This is a genomic window from Mycobacterium sp. AMU20-3851 (assembly GCF_043974665.1).
Lineage (GTDB): Bacteria > Actinomycetota > Actinomycetes > Mycobacteriales > Mycobacteriaceae > Mycobacterium.
Genome location: NZ_CP146371.1, coordinates 5,192,132 through 5,216,759, shown reverse-complemented (window position 1 = coordinate 5,216,759; position 24,628 = coordinate 5,192,132). Strand labels below are relative to the sequence as shown.

At 68.8% G+C, this 24,628-nt stretch carries 23 protein-coding genes and 1 riboswitch; of the genes, 17 read left to right on the top strand and 6 right to left on the bottom strand.

Going from position 1 to position 24,628, the window contains the following annotated elements; all coding sequences use genetic code 11:
• Nucleotides 1–20: 20 nt before the first annotated feature.
• The 4 genes from V4U86_RS24975 to V4U86_RS24960 are packed head-to-tail and all read left to right on the top strand — an operon-like array spanning nucleotide 21 to nucleotide 6,023.
• Complete coding sequence (locus tag V4U86_RS24975; protein WP_395308534.1) at nucleotides 21–1,565, top strand: APC family permease; 1,545 nt, start codon at nucleotides 21–23, stop codon at nucleotides 1,563–1,565.
• Complete coding sequence (locus V4U86_RS24970) at nucleotides 1,565–2,842, top strand: aspartate aminotransferase family protein (RefSeq protein WP_395308533.1); 1,278 nt, start codon at nucleotides 1,565–1,567, stop codon at nucleotides 2,840–2,842. Before V4U86_RS24975 ends, V4U86_RS24970 begins: the two co-directional genes overlap by 1 nt.
• Nucleotides 2,839–4,905 carry a phosphate acetyltransferase gene (gene pta, locus V4U86_RS24965; protein WP_395308532.1) on the top strand — a complete coding sequence of 689 codons (2,067 nt, stop codon included), beginning with the start codon at nucleotides 2,839–2,841 and terminating at the stop codon, nucleotides 4,903–4,905. Before V4U86_RS24970 ends, pta begins: the two co-directional genes overlap by 4 nt.
• Entirely contained in the window at nucleotides 4,902–6,023 is a 1,122-nt protein-coding gene (locus V4U86_RS24960) for an acetate kinase (RefSeq protein WP_395308531.1), read from the top strand. The genes pta and V4U86_RS24960 overlap by 4 nt, the downstream gene beginning before the upstream one ends.
• Nucleotides 6,024–6,029: 6 nt before the next feature.
• On the opposite strand, the gene V4U86_RS24955 is transcribed toward V4U86_RS24960, so the two are convergent.
• The 3 genes from V4U86_RS24955 to glnX are packed head-to-tail and all read right to left on the bottom strand — an operon-like array spanning nucleotide 6,030 to nucleotide 10,551.
• Entirely contained in the window at nucleotides 6,030–8,273 is a 2,244-nt protein-coding gene (locus tag V4U86_RS24955; protein ID WP_395308530.1) for a serine/threonine-protein kinase PknG, read from the bottom strand.
• A complete protein-coding gene (locus V4U86_RS24950; protein ID WP_395308529.1) occupies nucleotides 8,273–9,232 on the bottom strand; it encodes a glutamate ABC transporter substrate-binding protein in 960 nt (319 codons plus the stop codon). The genes V4U86_RS24955 and V4U86_RS24950 overlap by 1 nt, the downstream gene beginning before the upstream one ends.
• Nucleotides 9,232–10,551: a protein kinase G-activating protein GlnX gene (gene glnX, locus V4U86_RS24945; RefSeq protein ID WP_395308528.1), complete on the bottom strand. Its 1,320-nt coding sequence runs from the start codon at nucleotides 10,549–10,551 to the stop codon at nucleotides 9,232–9,234. Before glnX ends, V4U86_RS24950 begins: the two co-directional genes overlap by 1 nt.
• Nucleotides 10,552–10,640: 89 nt before the next feature.
• Between glnX and V4U86_RS24940 the strand changes: the two genes are divergently transcribed.
• A complete protein-coding gene (locus V4U86_RS24940) occupies nucleotides 10,641–11,120 on the top strand; it encodes an NUDIX hydrolase (RefSeq protein WP_395308527.1) in 480 nt (159 codons plus the stop codon).
• Here the strand turns inward: V4U86_RS24940 and thiE are convergent.
• Entirely contained in the window at nucleotides 11,117–11,779 is a 663-nt protein-coding gene (gene thiE / locus V4U86_RS24935) for a thiamine phosphate synthase (protein WP_395308526.1), read from the bottom strand. The genes V4U86_RS24940 and thiE overlap by 4 nt on opposite strands.
• 12 nt (nucleotides 11,780–11,791) lie before the next feature.
• Nucleotides 11,792–11,904: riboswitch (TPP riboswitch) on the top strand.
• On the opposite strand from thiE, the gene thiO reads away from it, so the two are divergent.
• The 12 genes from thiO to V4U86_RS24875 all read left to right on the top strand — a co-directional run bounded on the left by thiO (nucleotide 11,873) and on the right by V4U86_RS24875 (nucleotide 22,194).
• On the top strand, nucleotides 11,873–12,910 hold the full coding sequence (gene thiO / locus V4U86_RS24930; protein ID WP_395308525.1) for a glycine oxidase ThiO: 1,038 nt from the start codon (nucleotides 11,873–11,875) through the stop codon (nucleotides 12,908–12,910). It overlaps the preceding riboswitch by 32 nt.
• 8 nt (nucleotides 12,911–12,918) lie before the next feature.
• Nucleotides 12,919–13,116: a sulfur carrier protein ThiS gene (thiS, locus tag V4U86_RS24925; RefSeq protein WP_395308524.1), complete on the top strand. Its 198-nt coding sequence runs from the start codon at nucleotides 12,919–12,921 to the stop codon at nucleotides 13,114–13,116.
• A 49-nt stretch (nucleotides 13,117–13,165) separates the two neighbouring features.
• Nucleotides 13,166–13,870, top strand: coding sequence for a thiazole synthase (locus V4U86_RS24920; protein WP_234800312.1), 705 nt, complete (start codon nucleotides 13,166–13,168; stop codon nucleotides 13,868–13,870).
• The gene (locus tag V4U86_RS24915) at nucleotides 13,867–14,640 is read left to right on the top strand and encodes an SGNH/GDSL hydrolase family protein (protein ID WP_395308523.1); all 774 of its coding nucleotides are present in this window, start codon (nucleotides 13,867–13,869) and stop codon (nucleotides 14,638–14,640) included. Before V4U86_RS24920 ends, V4U86_RS24915 begins: the two co-directional genes overlap by 4 nt.
• Nucleotides 14,637–15,533, top strand: coding sequence for an ABC transporter ATP-binding protein (locus V4U86_RS24910; RefSeq protein ID WP_395308522.1), 897 nt, complete (start codon nucleotides 14,637–14,639; stop codon nucleotides 15,531–15,533). The genes V4U86_RS24915 and V4U86_RS24910 overlap by 4 nt, the downstream gene beginning before the upstream one ends.
• Nucleotides 15,530–16,276, top strand: coding sequence for an ABC transporter permease (locus V4U86_RS24905; RefSeq protein ID WP_395308521.1), 747 nt, complete (start codon nucleotides 15,530–15,532; stop codon nucleotides 16,274–16,276). Before V4U86_RS24910 ends, V4U86_RS24905 begins: the two co-directional genes overlap by 4 nt.
• A 19-nt stretch (nucleotides 16,277–16,295) precedes the next feature.
• Nucleotides 16,296–17,786, top strand: a complete 1,491-nt coding sequence (locus tag V4U86_RS24900) for a M28 family metallopeptidase (RefSeq protein WP_395308520.1) — start codon at nucleotides 16,296–16,298, stop codon at nucleotides 17,784–17,786.
• Nucleotides 17,783–19,198, top strand: a complete 1,416-nt coding sequence (locus tag V4U86_RS24895; protein WP_395308519.1) for a M28 family peptidase — start codon at nucleotides 17,783–17,785, stop codon at nucleotides 19,196–19,198. The genes V4U86_RS24900 and V4U86_RS24895 overlap by 4 nt, the downstream gene beginning before the upstream one ends.
• An 8-nt stretch (nucleotides 19,199–19,206) precedes the next feature.
• The gene (locus V4U86_RS24890; RefSeq protein WP_395308518.1) at nucleotides 19,207–19,467 is read left to right on the top strand and encodes a hypothetical protein; all 261 of its coding nucleotides are present in this window, start codon (nucleotides 19,207–19,209) and stop codon (nucleotides 19,465–19,467) included.
• 147 nt (nucleotides 19,468–19,614) lie between these two features.
• Complete coding sequence (locus tag V4U86_RS24885) at nucleotides 19,615–20,682, top strand: type III polyketide synthase (protein ID WP_395308517.1); 1,068 nt, start codon at nucleotides 19,615–19,617, stop codon at nucleotides 20,680–20,682.
• 4 nt (nucleotides 20,683–20,686) lie between these two features.
• Nucleotides 20,687–21,181, top strand: a complete 495-nt coding sequence (locus tag V4U86_RS24880; RefSeq protein WP_395308516.1) for an isoprenylcysteine carboxyl methyltransferase family protein — start codon at nucleotides 20,687–20,689, stop codon at nucleotides 21,179–21,181.
• Entirely contained in the window at nucleotides 21,178–22,194 is a 1,017-nt protein-coding gene (locus V4U86_RS24875; RefSeq protein ID WP_395308515.1) for an NAD(P)/FAD-dependent oxidoreductase, read from the top strand. The genes V4U86_RS24880 and V4U86_RS24875 overlap by 4 nt, the downstream gene beginning before the upstream one ends.
• On the opposite strand, the gene V4U86_RS24870 is transcribed toward V4U86_RS24875, so the two are convergent.
• A complete protein-coding gene (locus tag V4U86_RS24870; RefSeq protein ID WP_395308514.1) occupies nucleotides 22,175–23,419 on the bottom strand; it encodes a uracil-xanthine permease family protein in 1,245 nt (414 codons plus the stop codon). The genes V4U86_RS24875 and V4U86_RS24870 overlap by 20 nt on opposite strands.
• The gene (locus V4U86_RS24865; RefSeq protein ID WP_395312205.1) at nucleotides 23,416–24,576 is read right to left on the bottom strand and encodes an APC family permease; all 1,161 of its coding nucleotides are present in this window, start codon (nucleotides 24,574–24,576) and stop codon (nucleotides 23,416–23,418) included. Before V4U86_RS24865 ends, V4U86_RS24870 begins: the two co-directional genes overlap by 4 nt.
• Nucleotides 24,577–24,628 lie beyond the last annotated feature (52 nt).

Here is a 24,628-nt window from a genome sequence, read left to right as displayed (position 1 = left end):
ATCCTCCTGATGGGACCCATATGAGCGAGATCAGCGATCCACCGGCGCCCGTTCAGCGCCTCAAGCCCAATGCCGTGGGATTGCCCGGCGTGCTGTTCATGGCAGTGGCCACCGCGGCGCCCATCACCGCAATGGTCGGCAATGTGCCGATCTCGGTGGGCTTCGGACTGGGCGCCAACGCCCCGGCAGGCTATCTCGTCGCGACCATCGTGCTGACCCTGTTCGCCATCGGTTACGCCGCCATGAGCAAGCACATCACGGCGACCGGCGCGTTCTACGGATACATCTCGCACGGACTGGGCCGCACCGTGGGCCTCGGTGCGGGGTTCCTGACCGCTTTGGCGTACATGGTGTTCGAGGCATCGTTGGTCGGCATCTTCTCGTTCTTCGCCAACGACCTGTTCAACTCGTTCCTCGGTGTCGACGTACCGTGGCTGGTGTTCGCCGTGGTGATGCTGGCGGTCAACTCGATACTGAGCTACTTCGACATCAATCTGGCGGCGAAGGTGCTCGGTGTCTTCCTGATCACCGAGATCGTCATGCTCGCGATGATGGCCCTGTCGGTGGTGTTCACCGGCGGGGGACCCCAAGGCTGGTCACTGGGTTCGCTCAACCCGCTCAACGGCTTCCAGAGCCTGTCCGGCGAGGTGGCCGGACCCGACGGCAGCATGATCGCGGTGGCCGGTTCGGCCGGTGTCGGCCTCTTCTTCGCCTTCTGGTCCTGGGTGGGATTCGAGTCCAGCGCCATGTACGGCGAGGAATCGCGCAATCCCAAGAAGATCATTCCCATCGCCGTGATCACCTCGGTGGTCGGTATCGGCCTGTTCTACGTGGTGGTCTCCTGGCTGGCCATCGTGGGTACCGGCCCGGACAATTCCGTTGCGCTGGCCCAGGATTCAGCCACCGCCGGGGACATCTTCTTCGGACCCGTCCAACAGCATCTCGGCGTCTGGGCGGTGGATCTGTTCAAGATCCTGCTGATGAGCGGATCGTTCGCCTGTGGGATGGCCTTCCACAACTGTGCCGCGCGGTATCTGTACGCCATCGGCCGGGAGAACGTCATCCCCGGTATGCGCCGGACCATCGGGGCCACCCATCCGCGCCACGGTTCGCCCTACATCGCCGGATTCGTGCAGACCGGAGTCGCCGCCGCCATCGTGTTGTTCTTCGCGGTCACCGGCCGGGACCCCTACACCGGCCTGTACGGATTGATGGCACTGCTCGGGACCACCGCGATCATGCTGGTGCAGGCCTTGGCGGCGTTCTCCGTCATCGCCTACTTCCACGTGCAGAAGCGTCATCCCGAAACCGCCCACTGGTTCCGCACGCTGCTCGCTCCGCTCCTCGGCGGCGCCGGTATGCTCTATGTCATCTACCTGCTGGCCAAGAACGCCTCCTTCGCCGCGGGTTCGGCCGCGTCCGACTGGATCTTCGCGGCCATTCCGTGGGTGGTTTCAGTGGTGGGCATCGGTGGTGTCCTGCTGGCGATCTACCTGAAGTACAAGTCGCCGCAACGTTATTCGGAACTCGGACGGACCGTCCTGGAAGAAGCACACGAGCGCTGATGAGCACCAACTTCTCCAACATCATGGACTCCAACAGCTATGCGGGGGGTTCCGACGCCGATCCGCTGATCAAGGCCCGCAGCCGGGTGCTGGGCTCCGCCTATCGGCTGTTCTACGACAATCCGGTGCACCTGGTGCGCGGTCAGGGCACCAAACTGTACGACGCGCAGGGACGCGAATACCTGGACGCCTACAACAACGTGGCCAGCGTCGGGCACTGCCATCCCCATGTGATCGATGCGGTGACCAGGCAGATGAGCACCCTGAACACCCACACCCGGTATCTGCACGAGAACATCGTGGAGTACTCGCAGCGACTGTTGGCCAGCATGCCGGACGAGATCGATCAGGTGATGTACGCATGCACCGGATCGGAGGCCAACGACCTCGCGTTGCGGGTCGCGGCAAAGTACACCGGCGCTACCGGCGTCATCGTCACCCAGGAGGCCTATCACGGCAATACCGAAGCGGTGAATGCGATTTCACCGTCGATGGGTGCCGAGATCGTGGGACCGCACGTCCGCACGGTGTCGCCGATGCTGGAACCGCAGGAGGTCGCTGCGGCAATCGCCGATCTGCAGGACAGCGGGTACGGGTTGAGCGCACTGGTGGTGGACACCATCTTCTCCTCCGACGGCATCCACCCCGACCCGTTCGTGCTGGCGCCCGCGGTGGCCGCGGTCCGGGCCGCCGGCGGCGTGCTGATCGCCGACGAGGTGCAGCCGGGCTTCGGCCGCACCGGCGCCGGTATGTGGGGATTCACCCGGCACGGTGTGGTGCCCGACCTGGTCACCATGGGCAAGCCGATGGCCAACGGGATGCCGGTCTCGGCGATGGCCGCTCGCGGTACGGTGCTGGCCCGGTTCGCCGAGCAGGTGCCCTACTTCAACACCTTCGGCGGTAACCCGGTATCGATGGCGGCCGCGGCCGCGGTGCTCGACGTCATCGAGGGGGAGGGGCTGATATCGAATGCCGCCACGGTGGGCGGTGACCTGCGTACCCAATTGACCGAGCTGACCGCCGGGAACCCGCGGATCGGGGAGGTGCGCGGTGTGGGCCTCTACATCGGGATGGAAGTGCTCGACGCGGCCGGCGCGCCGGACCGTGCTGCCGCCCGGTGGATCATCAACGCCATGCGTGAGCGCCTGGTGCTGATCTCGGTGTGCGGCGCCGACGGCAACGTGCTCAAGATCAGGCCGCCGTTGGTGTTCTCGATGTCCGACGTGGACCGCTTCGTTGCCGAACTCACCGAGGTACTGGCAAGCTTGCACGAGTGACAGCGCACGCTGCTTCGGCCATCTACATCGCCTCCCCCGAGGGGGACACCGGAAAATCGACCATTGCGCTGGGCATTCTGCACAAGCTGGCGGCGACGGTCGCCAAGGTCGCGGTGTTCCGGCCGATCGTCCGGGGTGAACGCGACTACATCCTGGAACTACTGCTGGCTCAGGCCACCGCGGGGCTGTCCTACGAGGAGTGCGCCGGTGTCAGCTACCAGCAATTGCACGAGGACCCCGAGGCTGCCATCGCCGAGATCGTGGACCGGTTCCACAAGGTCGCGGACCGCTCGGACGCGGTGCTGATCGTCGGCAGTGATTACACCGACGTGGCGGCGCCCAGCGAACTGGGCATGAACGCCCGGATCGCGGTGAACCTCGGCGCGCCCGTGGTACTCGCGGTGAAGGCCAAGGACCGCACCCCGGCCGAGGTCGCCCAGGTCGCGGAACTCTGCCTGGCCGAACTGGCCGGCCAGCACGCACACACCGCGGCCGTGGTGGCCAACCGGTGTGAACCCGACCAGCTGACCGCGGTCGCCGAAGCGCTGGTGGATCTGGGACCCAAGAGCTATGTGCTGCCTGAGGAGCCGTTGCTGGTGGCCCCGTCGGTGGCCGAGTTGCGTGACGCGGTGGGCGGCGAACTGACCGGGGGCGACGAGCGCTTGCTGATCCGGGAGGCGATGAGCGTGCTGGTGGCGGGCATGACCGCCGAGCATGTGCTGGAACGACTCCGCGACGGGATGGCCGTGATCACGCCCGGTGATCGCTCCGATGTGGTGATGGCCGTGATGGGCGCCCATTCGGCGGCCGGATTCCCCTCCCTGTCCTGCGTGATCCTCAACGGCGGGATGCCGCTGCACCCGGAGGTCGCCAGGCTGGTGGCGGGCCTGGGCAATCGGCTGCCGATCATCAGCACCGATCTGGGCACCTACGACACGGCGCGGGCCGTCGCGACCACCCGTGGACGGGTCACCGTGGATTCGCACCGCAAGGTCGACACCGCCCTCGCGTTGATGGAACAGCACGTCGACACCGCGGATCTCATTGCCACCCTGTCGATTCCGATTCCGAGCGTCACGACCCCGCAGATGTTCACCTACCAGCTCATCGACCAGGCGCGCGCCGACGTGCAGCGCATCGTGTTGCCCGAGGGCGACGACGACCGGATCCTGCGCGCGGCCGGCCGGCTGCTGGCGCACCGGGTGGCCGAGCTGACCATCCTGGGCGAGGAGGCAGCGGTGCGGGGTCGCGCGGCAGAACTGGGCGTCGACCTGTCCGCGGCCACCGTGCTGGATCCGCGCACCAGCGACCTCTGTGACACGTTCGCCGAGCAGTACGCCAAACTGCGCAGCCACAAGGGCATCACCGTGGACCAGGCACGTGAAACCATCTCCGACGTCTCATATTTCGGCACCATGCTGGTGCACAACGACATGGTCGACGGGATGGTCTCGGGCGCCAGGCACACCACCGCGCACACCGTGCGGCCGTCCTTCGAGATCATCAAGACCCAGCCCGGGGTCTCGACGGTGTCCAGCATCTTCCTGATGTGCCTGGCGGACCGGGTACTCGCCTACGGGGACTGCGCGATCGTGCCGGATCCGACCGCCGAGGAACTGGCAGACATCGCCGTCTCCTCGGCGCGCACCGCCGCCCAGTTCGGTATCGATCCCCGGGTGGCCATGCTGTCCTACTCGACCGGAACGTCGGGAACCGGCGCCGACGTCGACAAGGTCAGGACCGCAACAGAATTGGTCCGCGAACGGGACCCGGAACTACTCGTGGAGGGCCCCATCCAGTACGACGCCGCAGTGGACCCGACCACAGCCAAGACCAAGATGCCGGATTCGCCGGTCGCCGGGCGGGCCACCGTGCTGATCTTCCCGGACCTCAACACCGGTAACAACACCTACAAAGCGGTGCAGCGCAGCGCCGGGGCCATTGCGATCGGGCCGGTCCTGCAGGGGCTGAACAAGCCCGTCAACGACCTGTCGCGGGGGGCACTGGTGGAGGACATCGTGAACACCGTGGCGATCACGGCGATCCAGGCGGCCCGCCGGTGACGAAGGAAACGGCGGTGCTGGTGTTGAACTGCGGTTCGTCATCGGTGAAATACCAGGTGCTCGAACCCCGGTCGGGTCGGTCGCTGTGCGCCGGGATCATCGAAGGGGTGACCGACTATGCGGCCGCGCTCCGGCAGATCTTCGAGGTCGTCACCGCCCACGGTGTGCACACCGAGGACCTGGCTGTGGTCGGGCATCGCGTGGTGCACGGCGGTCGACGGTTCCACCGCCCCATCGTGATCGACGACGACCTCGTCTCGACCCTGGAGGAGTTGTCCCCGCTGGCGCCGTTGCACAACCCGCCGGCGATCCTGGGCATCAACGGCGCCCGCAAGGTGCTGCCCGATCTGCCGCATATCGCGGTGTTCGACACCGCCTTCTTCCACGATCTGCCGCCCGCCGCCGCCGAGTATGCCATCGACCGCGACATCGCCGATGAATGGCACATCCGCCGCTACGGCTTCCACGGCACCTCACACCAGTACGTGAGCGAACAGGCCGCGGACTTCCTGGGGGCACCACTGGAATCGCTGAATCAGATTGTGCTGCACCTCGGTAACGGGGCGTCGGCATCGGCGATCGTCGGTGGCCGCCCGGTCGACACCTCGATGGGGCTGACCCCGATGGAAGGGCTGGTGATGGGCACCCGGTCCGGCGACGTGGATCCCGGGGTGATCACCTACCTGTGGCGCACGGCCCAGATGAGCATCGAGGACATCGAGAGCATGTTGAACCGGCGGTCGGGGGTGCTGGGACTCGGCGGGCAGAGCGACTTCCGGGAGCTGCGCAAACTCATCGATGCCGGCGACGAACAGGCCAAGCTCGCCTACGACGTGTACGTGCACCGGCTACGCAAGTATGTCGGCGGATACCTTGCGGTGCTGGGCAACACCGACGTCATCACCTTCACCGCGGGCGTCGGCGAGAACAGCCCCGCGGTCCGGCGCGATTCGCTGACCGGGCTGACCGCGCTGGGAATCGAGATCGACGAGACGCTCAACGAATCGCCCGATCGTGGACCGCGGCGTATCTCGGCCGACGGCTCGCCGATCACCGTACTGGTGATCCCCACCAACGAGGAATTGGCCATCGCCCGGGCGTGCCTGGAACTGGTCTGATCTGGCTCAGAACGTGCTCATCGGCCGCACGCTGTTGGCCAGATCGACCAGCGCATAACGGTGTTCCTGGGTGGGCGCCACCCGGGCCAGTCCGCGCAGCGAGGCCTCCACGCCGAGTTGCAGACCGTGCTGGGTGAACGGGAAACCGAGAATATGGTTGGTACTGGCGGTGTTGTCGGCCAGCCAGTCCATCGCGGTGCCCAGCACCAGAGCCCGGATCTGCAGCACCCGCGGCTCGCTCTCCGGCAGCGCCTCCACACGCCGGGCGGCACTGCGGATCTGCTGTTCGGACACCTCGTTGATGGACCGGCCGGACAGCAGCGTCACCGAACTGGTCAGCCGCGCCACCGTGAAATGCCTTGAGGTGGGCGGCACCTGATCCAGCGTGCGCACCGCATCGTCACGTTCCCCGGCGGCGGACTGCGCGCGGGCCAGGCCGAAACCGGCCGAGATGACGCCGTTGTCGGTGCGCCACACCGTCTGATAGAACCGGCGCTCGTCGGAGCTGCCCGCCAGTTCGGCCGTCGCGGCCAGTGCCAGCTTGGGCGCCAGCTCACCGGGCAGGGTGTCCAGCACCTCGGTGAAATACTTTGTGGCCGTGTCGTAGTCGGCGGTCAGCAGGGCGGCCACCCCGCGGAACCAGACCAGTCGCCAGCGCCAGCCGACCCGCTCGGCCAGATCGTCGAGCTTGCGGGTGGCCTTGGCGACGTCGCCGAGGTCCAGCAGCGCGCGGACCTCCATCAGCGGCAACTCCACCGATTCGGACAGGTCGATGCCCTCGGAGTCCAGCGTCCCGTGCCGCGCGGCGCGCAACGAATCCAGGGTCTGCACCGGCTGACTGAGCACGGTGGCCGACAGGATGGGCGCCCCGACGTCGGCGGGGTCGACCAGCGGAACCTGCAACGCCTTGACGATCTCCGGGGCGGTCAGCTTCTCCGAGTGCACCTGACCGTCCAGATAGACGTCGGTGTGCGCGACCAGCAATTCGACACCGAAGGTGGACCGTGGCGGGCTGAACACCGTGGACAGGCCCGGGCGTGGCACCCCACTGTCCTGTGCGACCACCTCGCGCAGGACGCCCAGCAACTGGCTGGACATCTCCTCGGCGCTGGCGAACCGGCGCCGAGGATCCGGATCGATGGCGCGGCGCAACAACCGGCCGAACGAATCGTATTTGGCCAGCACCGGATCGTCCTCGGGTAGCCCGTCGACGTAACGGCCCTTGCGAGTCCGCAGGCTCAGCGTCAGCGCCGCCAGGGTGCGCCCGACGGTGTAGATGTCGGTCTGCACGGTCGGGCCGGTCTGGACGATCTCGGGAGCCTGGTATCCCGGTGTGCCGTAGAGATATCCGAAGGAATTGATGCGGGACACCGCACCCAGGTCGATCAGCTTGAGCTGTTCCTCGGTGACCATGATGTTCTCGGGCTTGAGGTCGTTGTAGACCAGGCCGAGGGAGTGCAGATAGCCCAGAGCGGGCAGGATCTCCAGCATGTAGGCGATGGCCCGGGCGACCGGCAGTTTGACACCCTTGGCCTGTTTGAGCGAGGTCCCGCCGACGTACTCCATCACGATGTAGCCCACCGGCTCACCGTGCTTGTCCGCGTGCTCGACGAAGTTGTAGATCTTCACGATCGCCGGGTGCGTCACCTCGGCGAGGAACTGCCGCTCGGCCATCGCGGTGGCCTGCGCCTCGGCATCACCGGAATGCACCAGACCCTTGAGCACCACCGGCCGGCCGTTGACGTTGGTGTCGAAGGCCAGATACACCCAGCCCAGACCGCCGTGCGCGATACAGCCCTTGATCCGGTACTGGTCGGCGACCAGATCGCCGGGGCTGAGCTGCGGCAGAAACGAGAACGGGCTGCCGCAGCGCGGGCAGGAGCCCTCCGACGGGGCCCGGTGCTCCGGATCGTTCTTGTCCGCGCGCCCCACCGGTCGACCGCAGTTCCAGCAGAACCGTTTCGCTTCGGCCACCACCGGATTGGTCATCAACGCGGTCAGCGGATCGCGCTCGTGCACCCGAGGCACCTCGACCAGGCCACCGCCGAGCCGGCGCGTGGTCGACCGCGGCCGGCTCAGCGTGATCATGCCCTCGGTGGGCTGGGTGGATTGCGTCGACGCGCGATCGGTGTCGTCGAAGTCGGGCCGATACACGGCCTGGGTGGCCATCGGCCGTATGGTCGCGACGGACTCGTCGTCGTCCTCGAGGTCGGCGAGGCTGGCCGGCTGGGTCCCGGGATCTTCACTCATCAGTCGGAATACCTCGCCACCGGCGGAGCGGGAGTCGGGCCCAGCACCGTCAACCACTTGCGGTACAACGTATTCCAGGTGCCGTCCCGGCGGATGCGCTCCAGCGTGCCGTTGACGAACCGGACCAGACCCGGGTTGTTCTTGTTGATCCCGATGCCGTACGGCTCCTGATTCATGCTGGGGCCGACGATGTGCAGATACGGATCCTGGCTGACCAGGCCGGCCAGAATCGAATCATCGGTGCTCACCGCGTCGACCTGACGCTGCTGCAGGGCGACCAGGCAGTCCGCCCAGGTCACCACGTCCACCAGTTTGACCGGCGGCTCGATCTGCTGGACCCGCATGCGGGAGGTGGTGCCCTTGACGGCGCACACCCGTTTCCCGGACAGATCCGAGGCCTGCCGGATCCGCGAGTCGCGCGGGGCCAGGATGCGTTGATTGGCCGAGAGGTACTCGGTGGAGAAGTTCACCTGCTTGCGGCGCTCGCAGGTCATGCTCATGGTCTTCACCACGATGTCGACCTGGTTGTTCTCCAGCGCCTCGATGCGGTCCGCCGAGGACAGGATGCGGTACTCCACCTGGGACGGGGTGCCGAAGATATCGCGGGCCACCTCGCCGGCGATGTCGACGTCGAATCCGGTGATCTCACCGGTGATCGGGTCGCGGAAGGAGAACAGGTTGCTGCCGATGTCCAATCCGACGATCAACCGGCCGCGATTGCGGATGTTCTCGACGGCCTCGTCGGCGTCGGCGGGATTGGAGAACGGGCGCAGGCTCTCGGTGCGGTCGCAGTCGTCGTTGTCGGGCAACTCCGGCGGCGTCGTCTCGGGCGGGGATTCCTCCATCCCGGCCGGGGTCGGCGGGGCAAGCGTCACCTCGGGGATCGCGTCGACGGTCGAGGCCTGCTGGCAGCCCGTCAGGACCGCCGCCGCGATCAGAGCGCTCAGGACTTTTCTCACTACCGGTACTCGCTCAGTCTCGGCCACAACCCGAGCGCCACCGCGATCGCCGCGATGATGCTCAGTGCCGCGGCGCCGAAGGTCGCCCCGGACAGCACCCGGCGGGCGTTGACGATGTCGGTGCGCAGTTGCCCGCGGCTCTGCTCGATCGCCTTGGACAGTGCGGCGTCCAGGCTGCTGAACGCCGGGGTGGAATTGTCCTCACCGCTGCCCAACGCCACCTGGGTGGCCGCCTGGTAGTCGCCGACCGCGATGTAGGCGTTGATCCGGTCGTTGGATGCACGCCACTTGCGCAGCAAATCACCGGCGCCGGAAAGCTCGTCCTTGTCGATGTCGGTGTCGGCGTTGAGGAACGTGTTCAGCTGCTGCTGCATGCTCTCGATGCGCTGGTAGTACGACTGCTTGCGGACGTCTTCGTCGCCGCGGCGGACCAGGGCCAGGGTCTCGTCGGCGCGCGCCTGCTGCGCGGTGATCGCCATCGTCGTCACGGTTTTGAGTGACTGTGCCGCAGTATTTTTGGCACTGCGACTGTCCGCGGTGGAGATGACGAGTGCGGTGCCCACCCACACCACCATAATCAGAACGGCCAGCCCGCCCGCGACGAAACCCATGTTGACCCGGCGCCGGGTCCGCTTGGTCAGCCACTTGTTGGCGAACAACCCGAACATGACGGTCGCGAGCACCACCAGGATCACCGGGGCCGGGATTCGGGTGGAGGCCGTCGTCTCGGCGTCCACTCGCGCCGAGGTCTCCTCGTAGAGCCGCTGCGCGTTCGGCAGGATCTGGGTCTGCATCAGGGCCGAGGCTTCAGACAGGTACGACGAACCCACCGGATTGCCGGCGCGGTTGTTGGTGCGCGCGGTCTCGACCAGGCCCGTGTACACCGCCAGTTCGGCGTTCACCCGCCCCAGCAGTTCGATCATCGGTTCGGTGGTCAGCCCGGCGGATGCCCGGGTGACGGCGACGGCGGCGTCGGTGATGGCCTGCTCATAGCGCTGACGGACGTCCTGCGGTTCGGCCCCGGCGATGAACGCGGTCGCCGCGGCGGCATCCGCGACCGACAGCGTGGTGTAGAGCTGGCCGGCGGCGAAGGCCAGCGGCTCGCTGTGGTCGAGCACCGTGGTCAGGGCGGCCTGGCGGTCGTTGACGGTCGTCGAGGTCGCGAACGCGCACGCCATCACCAGGGCGGACAGCACGACGCCGATGGTCAGGATGCGGCCGGGGGTGGTCCAGAGGAACCACCACCGCGGATGTACGGGATTGGTCGGCGAACGTGAAGCCAGCGGTTCGGTCGACGGGTGCGCCAACTCCACGGTCACGTGTGCGCGGACCTCCTCGGTGTTTCTCTAAGAAGTCTAAGAGACATTGGAGTGACGTGTGGGAATTCGCGAGCCCCTATTCTGAACCCGTGCGCGGTGACGGTGACGGTTGGGTGATGTCGGACGGCGGCGGCCACTTCTGGGGACGCCACGGTGCCGCCGGTCTGCTGCTGCGGGCGCCCGGTCCCGACGGTACCTTCGCCGTGCTGCTGCAGCATCGAGCCCCGTGGAGCCACCAGGGCGGCACCTGGGGATTGCCGGGCGGCGCCCGCGACAGCCACGAATCCGTCGAGGAGGCCGCCATCCGGGAGGCCTTGGAAGAAACCGGCGTGGTGGCCGACCTGTTGACCGTGCGGGTCAGCGTCGTCACCCATGAGGTGCCGGGCTGGACCTACACCACCGTCATCGCCGACGCCGCCGAACAGCTACACACCACCCCGAACCGGGAGAGCTCCGAACTGCGCTGGGTGGCCGAGCACGAGGTGGCCGACCTGCCGCTGCATCCCGGTTTCGCCGCCAGCTGGGACCGGCTGCGCACGGTGACCGCCGACCTGCCGCTGCTCTCCTAGAGAGCCGACTTGAGCGCCTGCGCCGCAGCCCGGGGATCTTCGGCCGCGGTGATCGCGCGCACCACCACGATCCGACGCGCCCCGGCGGCCAGCACCTCGGGCAGCCGCTCACCGTCGATCCCGCCGATGGCGAACCACGGCTTGTCCGGCGCCAGCGCCGCGGTGTGGCGGACCAGATCCAGGCCCGGCGCAGTGCGCCCGGGTTTCGTCGGCGTCGGCCAGCACGGCCCGACGCAGAAGTAGTCCACCGCCTCCGCGATCGCGGCGGCGACCTGGTCGGCGTCGTGGGTGGAGCGGCCGATCACCGGATCGGGCCCGATGATGTCCCGCGCGATGTCCAGCGGTAGGTCGTCCTGGCCGAGGTGCAGCACATCCGCGCCGGCGGCCCGGGCCAGATCGGCCCGGTCGTTGACGGCCAGCAGGGCGCCGTGCCGGCGTGCCGCGTCGGCGAGCACCTCGAGCGCTTCGAGTTCCTGGCGGGCCTCCAGCGGTCCGAACTCCCGTTCCCCGGCCGAGCCCTTGTCACGCAACTGGATGATGTCCACCCCGCCGGCCAGCGCCGCATCGGCGAACTCGGCCAGGTCGCGGCGTTCCCGCCGGGCGTCGGTGCACAGGTACAGCGAGGCTGTCTTCAATCGTTCGACGAGTGGCTCGGGCACCCGAGTATCCTTTCAGTCGAACACGGGAGTCCCGGGACCGGGGACTGAGAGTGGGCGTACGACCGGCCCTGACCGTCGAACCTGATCCGGGTCATGCCGGCGAAGGGAGAGGGAGAACAGGTGTCTGGCTCAATTGCCGTGATCGGCGGCGGTGTCATCGGTCTGGCGGTGGCGCGGCGCGCCGCGCAGGACGGCTGGTCGGTGACGGTGCACCGCACCGAGGAACGCGGTGCGTCCTGGGTGGCCGGTGGCATGCTCGCCCCGCACAGCGAGGGCTGGCCGGGGGAGGCCGCCCAGCTGGCCATCGGGCTGGAATCGCTCAAGCTCTGGCACGCGGGATTCCTGGACGGATTGCCGGCCGAGGTGGTGACCGCCCACGAGTCCCTGGTGGTGGCGGTGGACCGGGCCGACGTCGCCGATCTCAAGACCGTCGCGAACTGGTTGTCCGAGCAGGGGCATCCGGTCACCATGACCACCGCCGCGCGCGAGATCGAACCACTGCTGGCCCAGGGCATCCGGCACGGCTTCACCGCCGACACCGAGCTGGCCGTGGACAACCGGGCCCTGGTCTCGGCACTGGAGCAGGCCTGCGCGGAGCTGGGTGTGCGATGGGCGCCGCCGGTGACCGACCTGGCCGAAGTGCACGCCGATGTGCGGGTGATCGCCAACGGAATCGACGCGCCGGCCCTGTGGCCGGGGCTGGCGGTGCATCCGGTCAAGGGCGAGGTGCTGCGGCTGCGGTGGCGCAAGGGCTGTATGCCGCTGCCGCGCAGGGTTGTTCGGGCCCGGGTGCACGGCAGGCCGGTTTATCTGGTGCCGCGCGGTGACGGGGTGGTGGTCGGCGCCACCCAATACGAGCACGGCCGGGACACCGCCCCGGTGGTCCGGGGGGTGCGCGACCTGCTCGACGACGCGTGCGCGGTGATGCCCGCGCTGGGGGAGTACGAACTGGCCGAATGCGCGGCCGGGCTGCGCCCGATGTCGCCGGACGGTCTGCCGCTGGTCGGTAGGCTCGATGAACGGACGCTGGCCGCCACCGGCCACGGACGCAACGGTTTTCTGCTCGCCCCGTGGACGGCCGAGCGGATCGCCGCTGAACTTGCAGAACTCGCAACACGTGCAGGACTTTGAGGGACGACATGATTTTGCTGGTCAACGGTGAGGAAGCCGAGGTGCCCGACGGCACCACGGTCGGGCAATTGATGGATCGGTTGGGGTTCCCGGAGAAAGGCATCGCGGTGGCGGTGGACTGGGAAGTACTGCCCCGGTCGTCGTGGCACACCGAACTGACCGGTGGCACCCGGGTGGAAGTGGTGACGGCGGTGCAGGGTGGCTAGCCAGGACAAGCTGACCATCGCCGGGCGCGAGTTCGGGTCCCGGTTGATCATGGGCACCGGCGGCGCGGCGAACCTGGCCGTGCTGGAGGAGGCGCTGATCGCCTCCGGCACCGAACTGACCACCGTGGCGATGCGCCGCGTGGACGCCGAAACAGGTACCGGAGTACTGGATCTGCTCAGCCGCCTGGGCATCACGCCGCTGCCCAACACCGCCGGTTGCCGGGGTGCCGCCGAGGCGGTGCTGACCGCACGACTGGCCCGGGAAGCGCTCGGCACCGACTGGGTGAAGCTGGAAGTCATCGCCGACGAGCGCACGCTGCTGCCCGACGCCATCGAATTGGTCAGCGCGGCAGAGCAATTGGTGGACGACGGTTTCACCGTGCTGCCTTACACCAACGACGACCCGGTGCTGGCGCGCCGGCTGGAGGACACCGGCTGCGCGGCGGTGATGCCGCTCGGCTCACCGATCGGCACCGGGCTGGGGATCGCCAACCCGCATCACATCGAGATGATCGTCGAGCAGGCGAACGTGCCGGTGATCCTGGACGCCGGCATCGGCACCGCCAGCGACGCCGCGCTGGCGATGGAACTCGGCTGCGACGCCGTGTTGTTGGCGACCGCCGTTACCAGGGCCGCCGATCCGGCGGCGATGGCCGCGGCGATGGCGGCCGGCGTCACTGCCGGGTATCTGGCCCGGCACGCCGGCCGCATCCCCAAGCGTTTCTGGGCACAGGCATCCAGCCCACAGCTGTGAGCCGGTTCGTGGCGCTCGGCTCGTCGATGGCGGCCGGGCCGGGCATCGCTCCGACGGCGCCGGGATCGCCGCTGCTGGCCATGCGTTCGGCGCGCAACTACCCCCACCTGGTGGCCCGGGACCTCGGCCTGGATCTCGTCGACGTGACCTTCTCCGGTGCCACCACCGCGCACGTGCTCACCGACTCCCAGCACGGGGAGCCACCACAGGTCGAGGCGCTGGACGGGTCCGAGGTGCTGGTCACCGTGACCATCGGCGGCAACGACGTCGGATACGTGCCGATGCTGTGTGCCGCCGCGTTGCCGGCCCCGTTGCGCTGGCTCCCGCCGCTGCGCGGCATGCGGGATCCCGGCGCCCGGCGCCGGGACCTGGCGGCGGTGTCCGACAAGCTCGTGCGGGTGGGCCGGGAGATCCGGCGCCGCGCCCCGCACGCCCGGGTGGTGTTCGTGGACTACCTGACCCTGCTGCCCGCACGCGGCACCGCGTCACCCCTGTCCGCCCGTGACGTGGACCTGGGCCGCGAGATCGCCGCCGAACTGGAACGGCTGACCGCGACCGCCGCCGAGACCACCGGCTGCCGGGTCGTGCGCGCCGGCGCGGCCAGCAGGGAACACCACGCCTGGTCGGGGCAGCCCTGGACGACTCTGCCGAGCCGTTTCCCGGTCCCGATCCCCGGACACACCGCGCCGCTGCACCCCAACGCCGACGGTATGCGGGCGGTCGCCGACCTCGTCGTATCCGACTTCGACGGGACGGAGTTCCGGGCGTGATCCAACTGAACGGTCTGACAAAGGCTTTCGGCCGGGGTTCGGCGCGCGTCACCGCCGTCGACGGGCTGAGCTGTACGGTCGCCCCCGGCGTGGTCACCGGTTTCCTCGGTCCCAACGGCGCCGGGAAGTCCACCACGATGCGGATGATCGTCGGCCTGGACCGGCCGACCGCCGGGTCCGCCACCGTCGCGGGCCTGCGCTACCACGAGCACAAACATCCGCTGCGTGCCGTCGGCGCACTGCTCGACGCGCGGCAGGTACACCCGAATCGCACCGCGCGCTCGCACCTGCGCTGGATCGCCGCGAGCAATGGCATCCCGGTGACCAGGGTGGATCAGGTGCTCGACGACGTAGGTCTCACCGCGGCAGCGGGGAAGCAGGCCGGGTCCTTCTCGCTGGGGATGTTGCAGCGGCTCGGTATCGCCGCGGCGCTGCTCGGTGACCCCCCGGTGCTGTTGTTCGACGAACCGGTCAACGGTCTGGATCCCGAGGGCATCCGCTGGATCCGGACGCTGATGCGCAAACTCGCCGGCGAGGGTCGCACCGTGTTCGTATCCAGCCACCTGCTGGCCGAGATGGCCAACACCGCCGACCATCTGGTGGTGATCGGACGGGGCCGCCTCATCGCGGCGACCACCATGGCGGATTTCCTGAGCCGCGCCGAAACGGTCCGGGTGCGCAGCCCACAGTTGGATCGGCTGGCCGCGCTGCTCCCGGGTGCCCGCCGGGACGGCGACGCGCTGCTGATCGAGGGCAGCAGCACCGAACAGATCGGCGACCTCGCCGCGGCCAACGGCATCGTGCTGCACGAGCTCAGTGCCCGGCGCGCCTCGCTGGAGGAGGCCTACATGGACCTGACCGACCAGGCCGTCCAGTACCGGGCGCGCCCATGAACGTCATCGCCGCCGAACGTATCAAGCTGACCAGCACCCGGTCGCCGTTGTGGCTGGCCTCGACCGTGGTGGTGCTCAGCCTGGGACTGGCGGCCATCCAGGCCGTCGCCGCGCTGCCCTACAGCACCGTCGGACCGGAGCGAGCGGGTCTGGGCGTGGCGATGTTCGGCGTGCCGGTGCTGATGATTTTGTCCGCGCTCACCGTGACCGGCGAGTACCGCACGTCGATGATCCGCACGACGTTCATGGCCACACCCCGCCGGTCGCGAGTACTCATCGCGAAAGCGGTTGTGGCGATGTCGCTTTCCGGCCTACTCGCGGCGGTGATGTCGCTGGGTTCGATGGTGCTGGTGCGGGCGATGCTCGACGAGCGCCAAGGCGCGCAGCTGGCACTGGACCAGAGCGGCCCGTGGCGCGCGGTCGCGGCCATCACGCTTTATGCGGTACTGGCGGCCTTGTTGGCAGTGGCATTGGGTGCGTTGCTGCGTCACAGCGCGGCGGTCATCGCGGTCCTGCTGCTGCTGCCGTTCGTCGTCGAACCGCTACTGGGGGCGACGCCCGGTGTCGGGTCGCGGATCGGGCCGCTGTTCCCGTTCGCTAATGCCAATGCTTTCACCGACATTCCGTGGTTGCAGAGTTTCACCATGTGGTGGGGTCCGCTCGGGTCTGCGCTGTATTTCGCGGCCGTCGCGGCAACGGTGTTCGCCGCGGCGGTCGCCGTCGTCGCCCGACGCGATCCCTGAGTCCGCTACCGTGGGGCTCATGCAGTCTCGTACCCGGTCCCTGGCGGCCACGCTCTCGGTTGCCGCCCTCGCCGTGGCGGCGGCCGGGTGTGGAAAGCAGGAGGACCCGGCCACGCCGGCGCCGGCGTACGCCGAGCAGATCTCCCAGGGCATCAGCGTCGACGCGATGGTGGGCCACCTGACCCGTTTGCAGGAGATCGCCGACCAGCACGACGGGAACCGGGCGATGGGCACCCCCGGATATCAGGCCAGCGTCGACTACGTGGTGAACACGTTGCGTGACAAGGGTTTCGAAACCGACACCCAAGAGTTCGAGGTGCGGCTGCCGTTCGCCGAGGAACCGGATGTCACCGTCGGCGGGGCCGAGATCACGGCCAAACCGCTGTCCTTCACTGTCGGCACCGGCCCCGACGGGGTGTCCGGCCCGCTGGTCGCCGCGCCGGTCGACGAGACCCCGGGCTGCGCCGACGCCGACTACCAGGGGCTGCCGGTATCGGGTGCGGTGGTCCTGGTGGATCGCGGCTCCTGCCAGTTCGGTGACAAGCAGACGATCGCGGCCAAGCGGGGCGCGGTGGCACTGATCGTGGCCGACAACGTCGACCGCCCGGTCGAGGAGTTCGGTGGCACCCTGGGCAGCAGCACCGACGTCAAGATCCCGGTCGTCAGCGTCAGCAAGGCCGAAGGCGCCCGGTTGCGGGCCAACCCCGCCCAGGCCGTCATCAAACTCACCGCCGGCGTCAACGTGAACAAGACCAGCAATGTCATTGCCCAGACCAAGACCGGCTCCACCGAGAACGTCGTCATGCTGGGCGGGCACCTGGACAGCGTGCCGGAAGGGCCCGGTATCAACGACAACGGTTCGGGGGTGGCGGCGGTGCTGGAAACCGCGCTGCAGATGGGCCCGTCACCGGAGGTGGAGAACGCCGTGCGGTTCGCGTTCTGGGGCGCCGAGGAGTTGGGTCTGCTCGGCAGCAGCGATTATGTCGGCAGGCTGAACGCCGAGGAACTCAAGGACATTGCGCTCTACCTCAACTACGACATGGTGGGTTCGCCCAATCCGGGCTACTTCACCTATGACGGAAACCAGTCGGCGCCGCCGACGGCCGACGGCCGGGTGCCCCGGGTGCCGGAGGGATCGGCCGGTATCGAACGCATGCTGGTCGCCTATCTCGACTCGGCAGGCAAACCGGCGCGGGACACCAGTTTCGACGGCCGCTCCGATTACGACGCCTTCACCGCCGCCGGGATACCGTCCGGCGGACTGTTCTCCGGGGCCGAGGAGAACATGACCGCCGAAGAGGCCGAGTTGTGGGGCGGGAAGGCGGATCAGCCGTTCGACCCCAACTATCACAAGAAGACCGACACCCTGGACCAGATCGACCACACCGCGCTGGAGATCCTCGGCCGCGGGGTCGGCTACTCGGCCGCGCTGTATGCACAGGACATCAGCGGCCGCAACGGAGTTCCGGTGCGCGAGGACCGCACCCGGCACGTACAGTCCCGTTCATGAGAAGGGTGCTGGCCGCCCCGGCTGTCGTCACCGCCCTGATGCTGGCGTCGTGCTCGGCGCCCCCCGAACCCGATCCCGTGCCCACCGCCTGGGCGTTGGCAGAGCAGGTCGACGCCGACGCCATCTTCGCCCACCTCGAAGAGCTCAGTGGCATCGCCACCGCCAACCGGGGTAGCCGGGCGGTCGGAACCCCCGGCTACGACGCCACCGTCGACTACATCGCCGAGGTGTTGCGGGACAAGGGCTTCGAGGTCAGCACCCCGGAGTTCGAGTGGCTGGACATGGGCAACCCGGGCAAGCCCACCCTGGAGATCGCCGGACGCAGCTATTCCGTCACCCAGGCATCTCCGCTGGCGGGGACGCCGCGCGGCGGGGTGCGCGGGGAGTCGCTGCGGCCCCGTGAACCGGCCGGCTGCGCGGCCGCCGACTACGGTGACGTGCGCGGTGCGGTGGTGATCGTCGACGACACCGAATGCTCGGTGGTGGCCAAGCAGAACGCCGCGATCGCCAAGGGGGCGGTTGCCCTGCTGGTGGTGAGCGACGGCGGGACCGAGGGCCTGTTCGAGCCCGGCTACTACCAGAAGCTGACGGTGCCGGTCGCGGTCATCGACCGCACCACCGATGCGGCGCTGCGTCGCACCACGGCACCGGTCCGGCTCAACCTCGATGCCGAGGCCTCCGTCGCGAAATCGCGAAACGTCATCGCCCAGACGAAAACCGGGGATACCGGGAACGTCGTGGTGGCCGGGGCGAACCTGGACAGTGCCCCGCGCAGCCCGGGCCTCAACGACAACGGCACCGGGGTGGCCGCACTGCTGGCCATCGCCGACGCGCTCGGTGCGGAGCCCCAGGTCGGCAACGGAGTGCGGTTCGCCTTCTGGGGATCGGAACGTCTCGGGGCCGCCGGGAAATACGTCGCCGGACTGGACGCCGGACAACTCGACGACATCGCCGCCTACCTCGACGCCGATATGCTCGGTTCGACGAACGCCGGCTTCTTCACCTACGACGGTGACCAGTCGGCGCGACCCGGTGCGGCACCGGAGGGTTCGGCCGGGATCGAGCGGACGCTGGCCGGCTACCTCAACCTGGCCGGGGTCCGGCCGGCCGATCTGCCACTGGGTGACACCGGTGACTACAGTCCGTTCGTCAAGGCCGGGGTGCCCGTGGGCGGGGTGACCACCGGCTCGACCCAACTCAAGACCGCCGTCCAGGCTCGGCTGTGGGGCGGGCGGGCCGGCGTCGCATTCGATCCGCAGAACGGCACCCCGCGCGACGGCATGGAGAATGTGGATCACCGCGCGCTGTCCATCACCGGACCTGCGATGGCCTTCGCCATCGGTACCTACGCGCTCTCGATCGAGGGCGACAACGGTGTACCCGCCCGTGACCAACGCCACCGCCGAGGATGAGGACGTCCATGTATCTGCGCGTCGACACCACCAGCACACCTCCGTCGGTCGAGGTCGTCGAACCCGACGACTTCACCTCGTTCAAAGTCGTCGTGGTCACCCCGTCGCATTCCTGGGTGGACCCCGCCGGTCTCGCCGCGCTGGCCGGTCGCGCCGGAGACCCCGAATGGGAACACAATCTCTCCGGCATGGTCGGCTACGCCCAGTCCAAGGGCTGGCTGGACGAGCAGGGCCGGATACGCGCACACGTGGAGGTCCAGGAGCCCTGACTTTGGCCGGACCGGGCGGGTAACAGTCCTGGTACCGCTCAACAAAGTTCGTGCCCGGATGCACGACAGCATCGGATTCGTCGAAGAGCCGTTGAACCGGAAGAGGTAGCCCTCCGTAGTGAGGGTATGGCCGTTAATCTCCCCGTGATGCCCAGTTACAGCTCGATCGCCGGTGTGCACGGGGTGCTGCCGCGGTACCGCTACACCCAGGATGAGATCACCGATGCCCTGCTCGAATTGCCGGGTTACCAGGGGCTCGAAGACGCCGTACGCCGACTGCACAAGAGCGCCAAGGTGGAAAGCCGCTACCTGGTCTGCCCGCTGGAGGACTATCCGGGGCTCACCGACTTCGGTGAGTCGAACAACCTATTCATCGAGCATGCAACGGAACTCGGTGTGGCGGCACTCTCGGGCGCGCTCGAGGAGGCCGGACTGCGCCCGGCGGACGTCGATCTGATCGTGACCACCACGGTGACCGGCGCGGCGGTGCCCTCACTGGACGCCCGGATCGCCGGCCGGGTCGGGCTGCGGCCCGATGTCCGCCGTATTCCGATCTTCGGGCTCGGCTGCGTGGCGGGCGCGGCGGGTATCGCCCGGCTACACGACTACCTGCGCGGCGCCCCGGACAAGGTGGCGGTGCTGGTCTCGGTGGAGCTGTGTTCGCTGACCCGCAAACATCATCCGTCGATGCCGACGTTGGTCGCCGGCGCGTTGTTCGGCGACGGCGCGGCGGCCGTGGTAGCGGTCGGTCAGGAACGCGCCGCGCAGTTGAACCCGGCGGGCCCGGATGTGCTGGACTCGCGCAGCCACCTGTACCCGGACTCGTTGGACGCGATGGGCTGGAATATCGGCACGGACGGTTTCGAGATCGTGCTCAGTGCCGAGGTACCCGCCTTCGTCGGCCGCTACCTCGGTGACGATGTCACCGAATTCCTCGCGGCTCACGACCTGACCGTCCCCGACATCCACACCTGGGTCAGCCATCCCGGCGGGCCGAAGGTGATCGAGGCCATCATCGACACTCTGTCGCTGCCGCCGGATGCGCTCGATCTGACCTGGCAGTCGCTGGCCGAGGTCGGCAACCTGTCCTCCTCCTCGGTGCTGCACGTGCTGCGCGACACCATCGGCACGCGACCCACGCCCGGAACCCCCGGGGTGCTGATGGCGATGGGGCCGGGGTTCTGCTCGGAACTCGTCCTGCTGCGGTGGCGGTGAGGCGATGAAGGGTTTCGTCGCGCTGGTCGTGCTCGTCGCCGTCGAGCGGGTCGCCGAATTGGTCGTGTCCCAACGTAACCTGGCGTGGAGCCGGGCCAACGGGGGAAGGGAGTACGGGGCCGGGCACTATCCGGTGATGGTGGCCCTGCACACCGGGCTGCTGGCCGCTGCGGTGCTCGAAGCCCGGTCCCGCCGACGCTTCGTCTGGCCGGCGTTCTGGGTGGTGGTGGCGGCGCAGCTGCTGCGCTGGTGGTGTATCGGCACGCTCGGGAAGCAGTGGAACACCAGGGTGGTCGTGGTGCCGGGCGCGCAGCGCGTGCACGGCGGTCCGTACCGCATTGTGCCGCACCCGAATTACGTGGCCGTCGTGCTCGAAGGTGCTGCGCTGCCGTTGGCGGGGGGAGCCTGGATCACCGCTGCGGTGTTCTCGGTGGCCAACGCGCTGCTGCTGCGGACCCGAATCCGGGTCGAGAACAAGGCTTTGACGAGCTTGACGTGATCGATCTGCTGGTGGCAGGGGGCGGGCCCGCGGGCCTGGCCACCGCCGTGCATGCCGCACGGGCCGGGCTGGAGGTCGTCGTCGTCGAGCACCGTCGCGGCCCCATCGACAAGGCCTGCGGTGAGGGGCTGATGCCGCACTCCCTGGCACACCTGGCACGGCTCGGGGTGTATCCCGCGGGCCGGTCCTTTCACGGCATTCGCTACCTGGACGGCCGGTGCACCGCCGAGGCCCGCTTCACCGGCGGCCCCGGCCGCGGGGTACGTCGCACGGTGCTGCACACAGCACTCGCCGATGCGGCCGCGGATGCCGGGGTGCGGGTGGTGCACGGTGAGGTCGGCGAGGTCACCCAGGATTCGACGTCGGTGTGCGCGGCGGGTTTTCGGGCCCGCCATCTGGCTGCGGCCGACGGCCTGCATTCGCCGATCCGCCGCGCACTGGGCCTGGCCGCCGACGAGACCGGACGCCGGCGCTGGGGCATCAGAAGGCACATTCAGGTCGCGCCGTGGTCGGACTGCGTCGAGGTCTACTGGGGCCGCGACACCGAGGCCTACATCACCCCGGTCTCCGATGACTGCGTGGGCGTGGCGATCCTGAAATCCACCAAGGGCGGTTTCGAGGAACACCTGCAACAGTTCCCGGCTCTCATGGACCGGCTGCACGGTCTGCCGCACGGGCCGGACCGGGCCGCCGGGCCGCTGCGGCAGAAGGTCCGCCACCGCACCGCCGGCCGGGTACTGCTGGTCGGTGATGCCGCCGGCTACGTCGATGCCCTGACCGGAGAGGGGATGGGGCTGGCGTTCGGCGCGGCCGAGCTACTGGTCGACTGCGTCGCGGCCGGCCGCACCGGAGACTATGACCGCCGCTGGCGCGCGCTGACCCGCCGGTACCGGTTGCTGACCGCAGCACTGTTGCACGCCAGCGCAATCCGTCCGGTGCGGGCCGCGCTCACCCCGGCCTCGGCAGCGCTGCCGTCGGTATTCGCGAAGGTGGTCAACACGCTCGGCGAATAGCGCCCAGCCCGGTCATACCGTGGTACACGACCAGCGCGGCGATGGCACCCAGCGAGATGCCGGTGAACGTCAAGGACCCTGCCTGCCAGGTGAAGTCGGCGATACCGATGATCAACGGGATGGCGGCCGTCATCTGGTTGACCGGGTTGGCGAAGTCGACGTGATTGGTCAGCCAGATCCGGATACCGAGTACCCCGACCAGACCGTAGAGCACGATGGTGGCACCACCGAGCACGCCCGGGGGGATGGCCGAGATCGTGGCACCCACCTTGGGGCACAACGACAATCCGATGGCCACCACGGCGGCCACCCAGTAGGCGGCCGTCGAGTAGATACGGGTGGCGGCCATGACGCCGATGTTCTCGGCGTAGGTGGTGGTGGCCGAACCACCGCCGGCACCGGCCAGCACGGTGGCCACACCGTCGGCGGCCAGGGCCCTGCCCATCATGGGGTCCAGGTCGGTCCCCGTCATCTGACCCACCGACTTCACATGCCCGATGTTCTCGGCGACCAGCGCGATCACCGCGGGCAGGAACAGCGGCAGCACAGCGAGGCTGAACGTCGGAGTCTGGAACTGCGGCAATCCGATCCAGGCCGCCTCCGCGATCGGCGCGGTGTCCACCTCGCCGAGGACCAACGCCAGCAGATAGCCGATCACCACGGCTCCGAAGATCGCCAGCCGGCCGATCAGGCCACGGAAGAACGCCAGTGCACCGACCAGCAGCACCAAGGTCACCAGCCCGACCAGCGGGCCCTCCTCGAAGTTCGTCTTCGCGGCCGGGGCCAGGTTGAACCCGATCAGCGCGACGATCGCGCCGGTCACCACCGGCGGCAGGGCCAGGTCGAGCCAACGGGTGCCGACCAGATGCACCACCGCGCCGATCAGGATCAGCAGCAGACCGACCGCGACCAGGCCACCCAGGGCGCTACCGGTGCCCTGCGAGGCGACCGCCGCGGTGACCGGTGCGATGACCGAGAAGCTCGATCCCAGATAGCTGGGCAGCCGGTTGCCGGTGATCAGCAGGAACAGGATGGTGCCGACGCCGGAGAACAGCAGGGTGGTGGCCGGCGGGAAGCCGGTCAGCACCGGCACCAGGAAGGTCGCCCCGAACATCGCCACCACATGCTGGGCGCCGATACCGAGCGTGCGGGGCCAGCTCAACCGTTCATCGGGCGCGACGACATCGGCGTCGGGTCCGACGTACTTCCAGGACAGCTTGGTCATCGGAACACGGTAAACCGTCGGGCCGCATACAGCGCGGCGCCGAGGCCGACGACCGCGCACCCGGCCAGCACCGAGGTGACCGGCAACGTGAACGCCAGCACCAGGCAGCCGGCCAACCCCACCGCGGGCACCAGCCGCCGCCGCGGTTCCAGGGTCCAGGCGCTCGCGTTGGCGATCGCGTAGTACACCAGCACCGCGAAGGACGAAAAGCCGATCGCCGCACGCACATCCACGAAGGCGGCGAGCACCGCGACGATCGCGCCGACGGCCACCTCCGCGCGGTGCGGGCCACCGAAGCGCGGATGTACCGCGGCCAGGAAGGTCGGCAGGTGGCGGTCGCGGGCCATCGCCAACGTCGTGCGTGACACTCCGAGCACCAGCGCCAGCAGCGATCCGAGCGCGGCCACCGCCGCACCGGCGCGCACCAGTGGCGCGAGGTACGGATGGCCGGCTGCGGTGACCGCATCGGCGAGCGGGGCGGCGGCGGTGGCCAGCCGGTCGCCGCCGAGCACCGACAGCACGGCGACGGCCACCCCCGCGTACACCAACAGGGTGATGCCGAGCGCGATCGGAATGGCCCGGACGATGGTGCGGGCCGGATCGCGCACCTCCTCACCGAGCGTCGCGATGCGCGCATAACCGGCGAAGGCGAAGAACAGCAGACCGGCCGCCTGCAGCACGCCTGCGGGGCTGACGTCGGCGCTCACGCTCAGCCTGGCGGCCTCCCCGGCCCCGGCGAGTACCACCACCACAGCGGCCAGCACCGCCAGCACGGTCGCGACGATGATCCTGGTGAGCAGGGCCGATTTCTGCACGCCGGCGTAGTTCACCGCGGTCAGCGCGACCACCGCGGCGACCGCCACGGCGTGCGCGTACTGCGGCCAGGCGTAGATGCCGACGGTGAGGGCCATCGCCGCGCACGAGGCGGTCTTGCCGACGATGAAACTCCATCCGGCGGTGTAACCCCAGAAGTCGCCGAGACGTTCGCGGCCGTAGACGTAGGTGCCACCGGACTGCGGGTGCACCGCCGCCAGGCGGGCCGAGGAGGTCGCGTTGCAGTAGGCGATGACAGCGGCCACGGCCAGACCGACGAGCAGCCCGGACCCCGCCGCGGCGGCGGCCGGTCCGAGCGCCACGAAGATGCCGGCGCCGATCATCGAGCCCAGCCCGATGACGACCGCGTCGAAGGTGCCTAGGCGGCGCTCCACC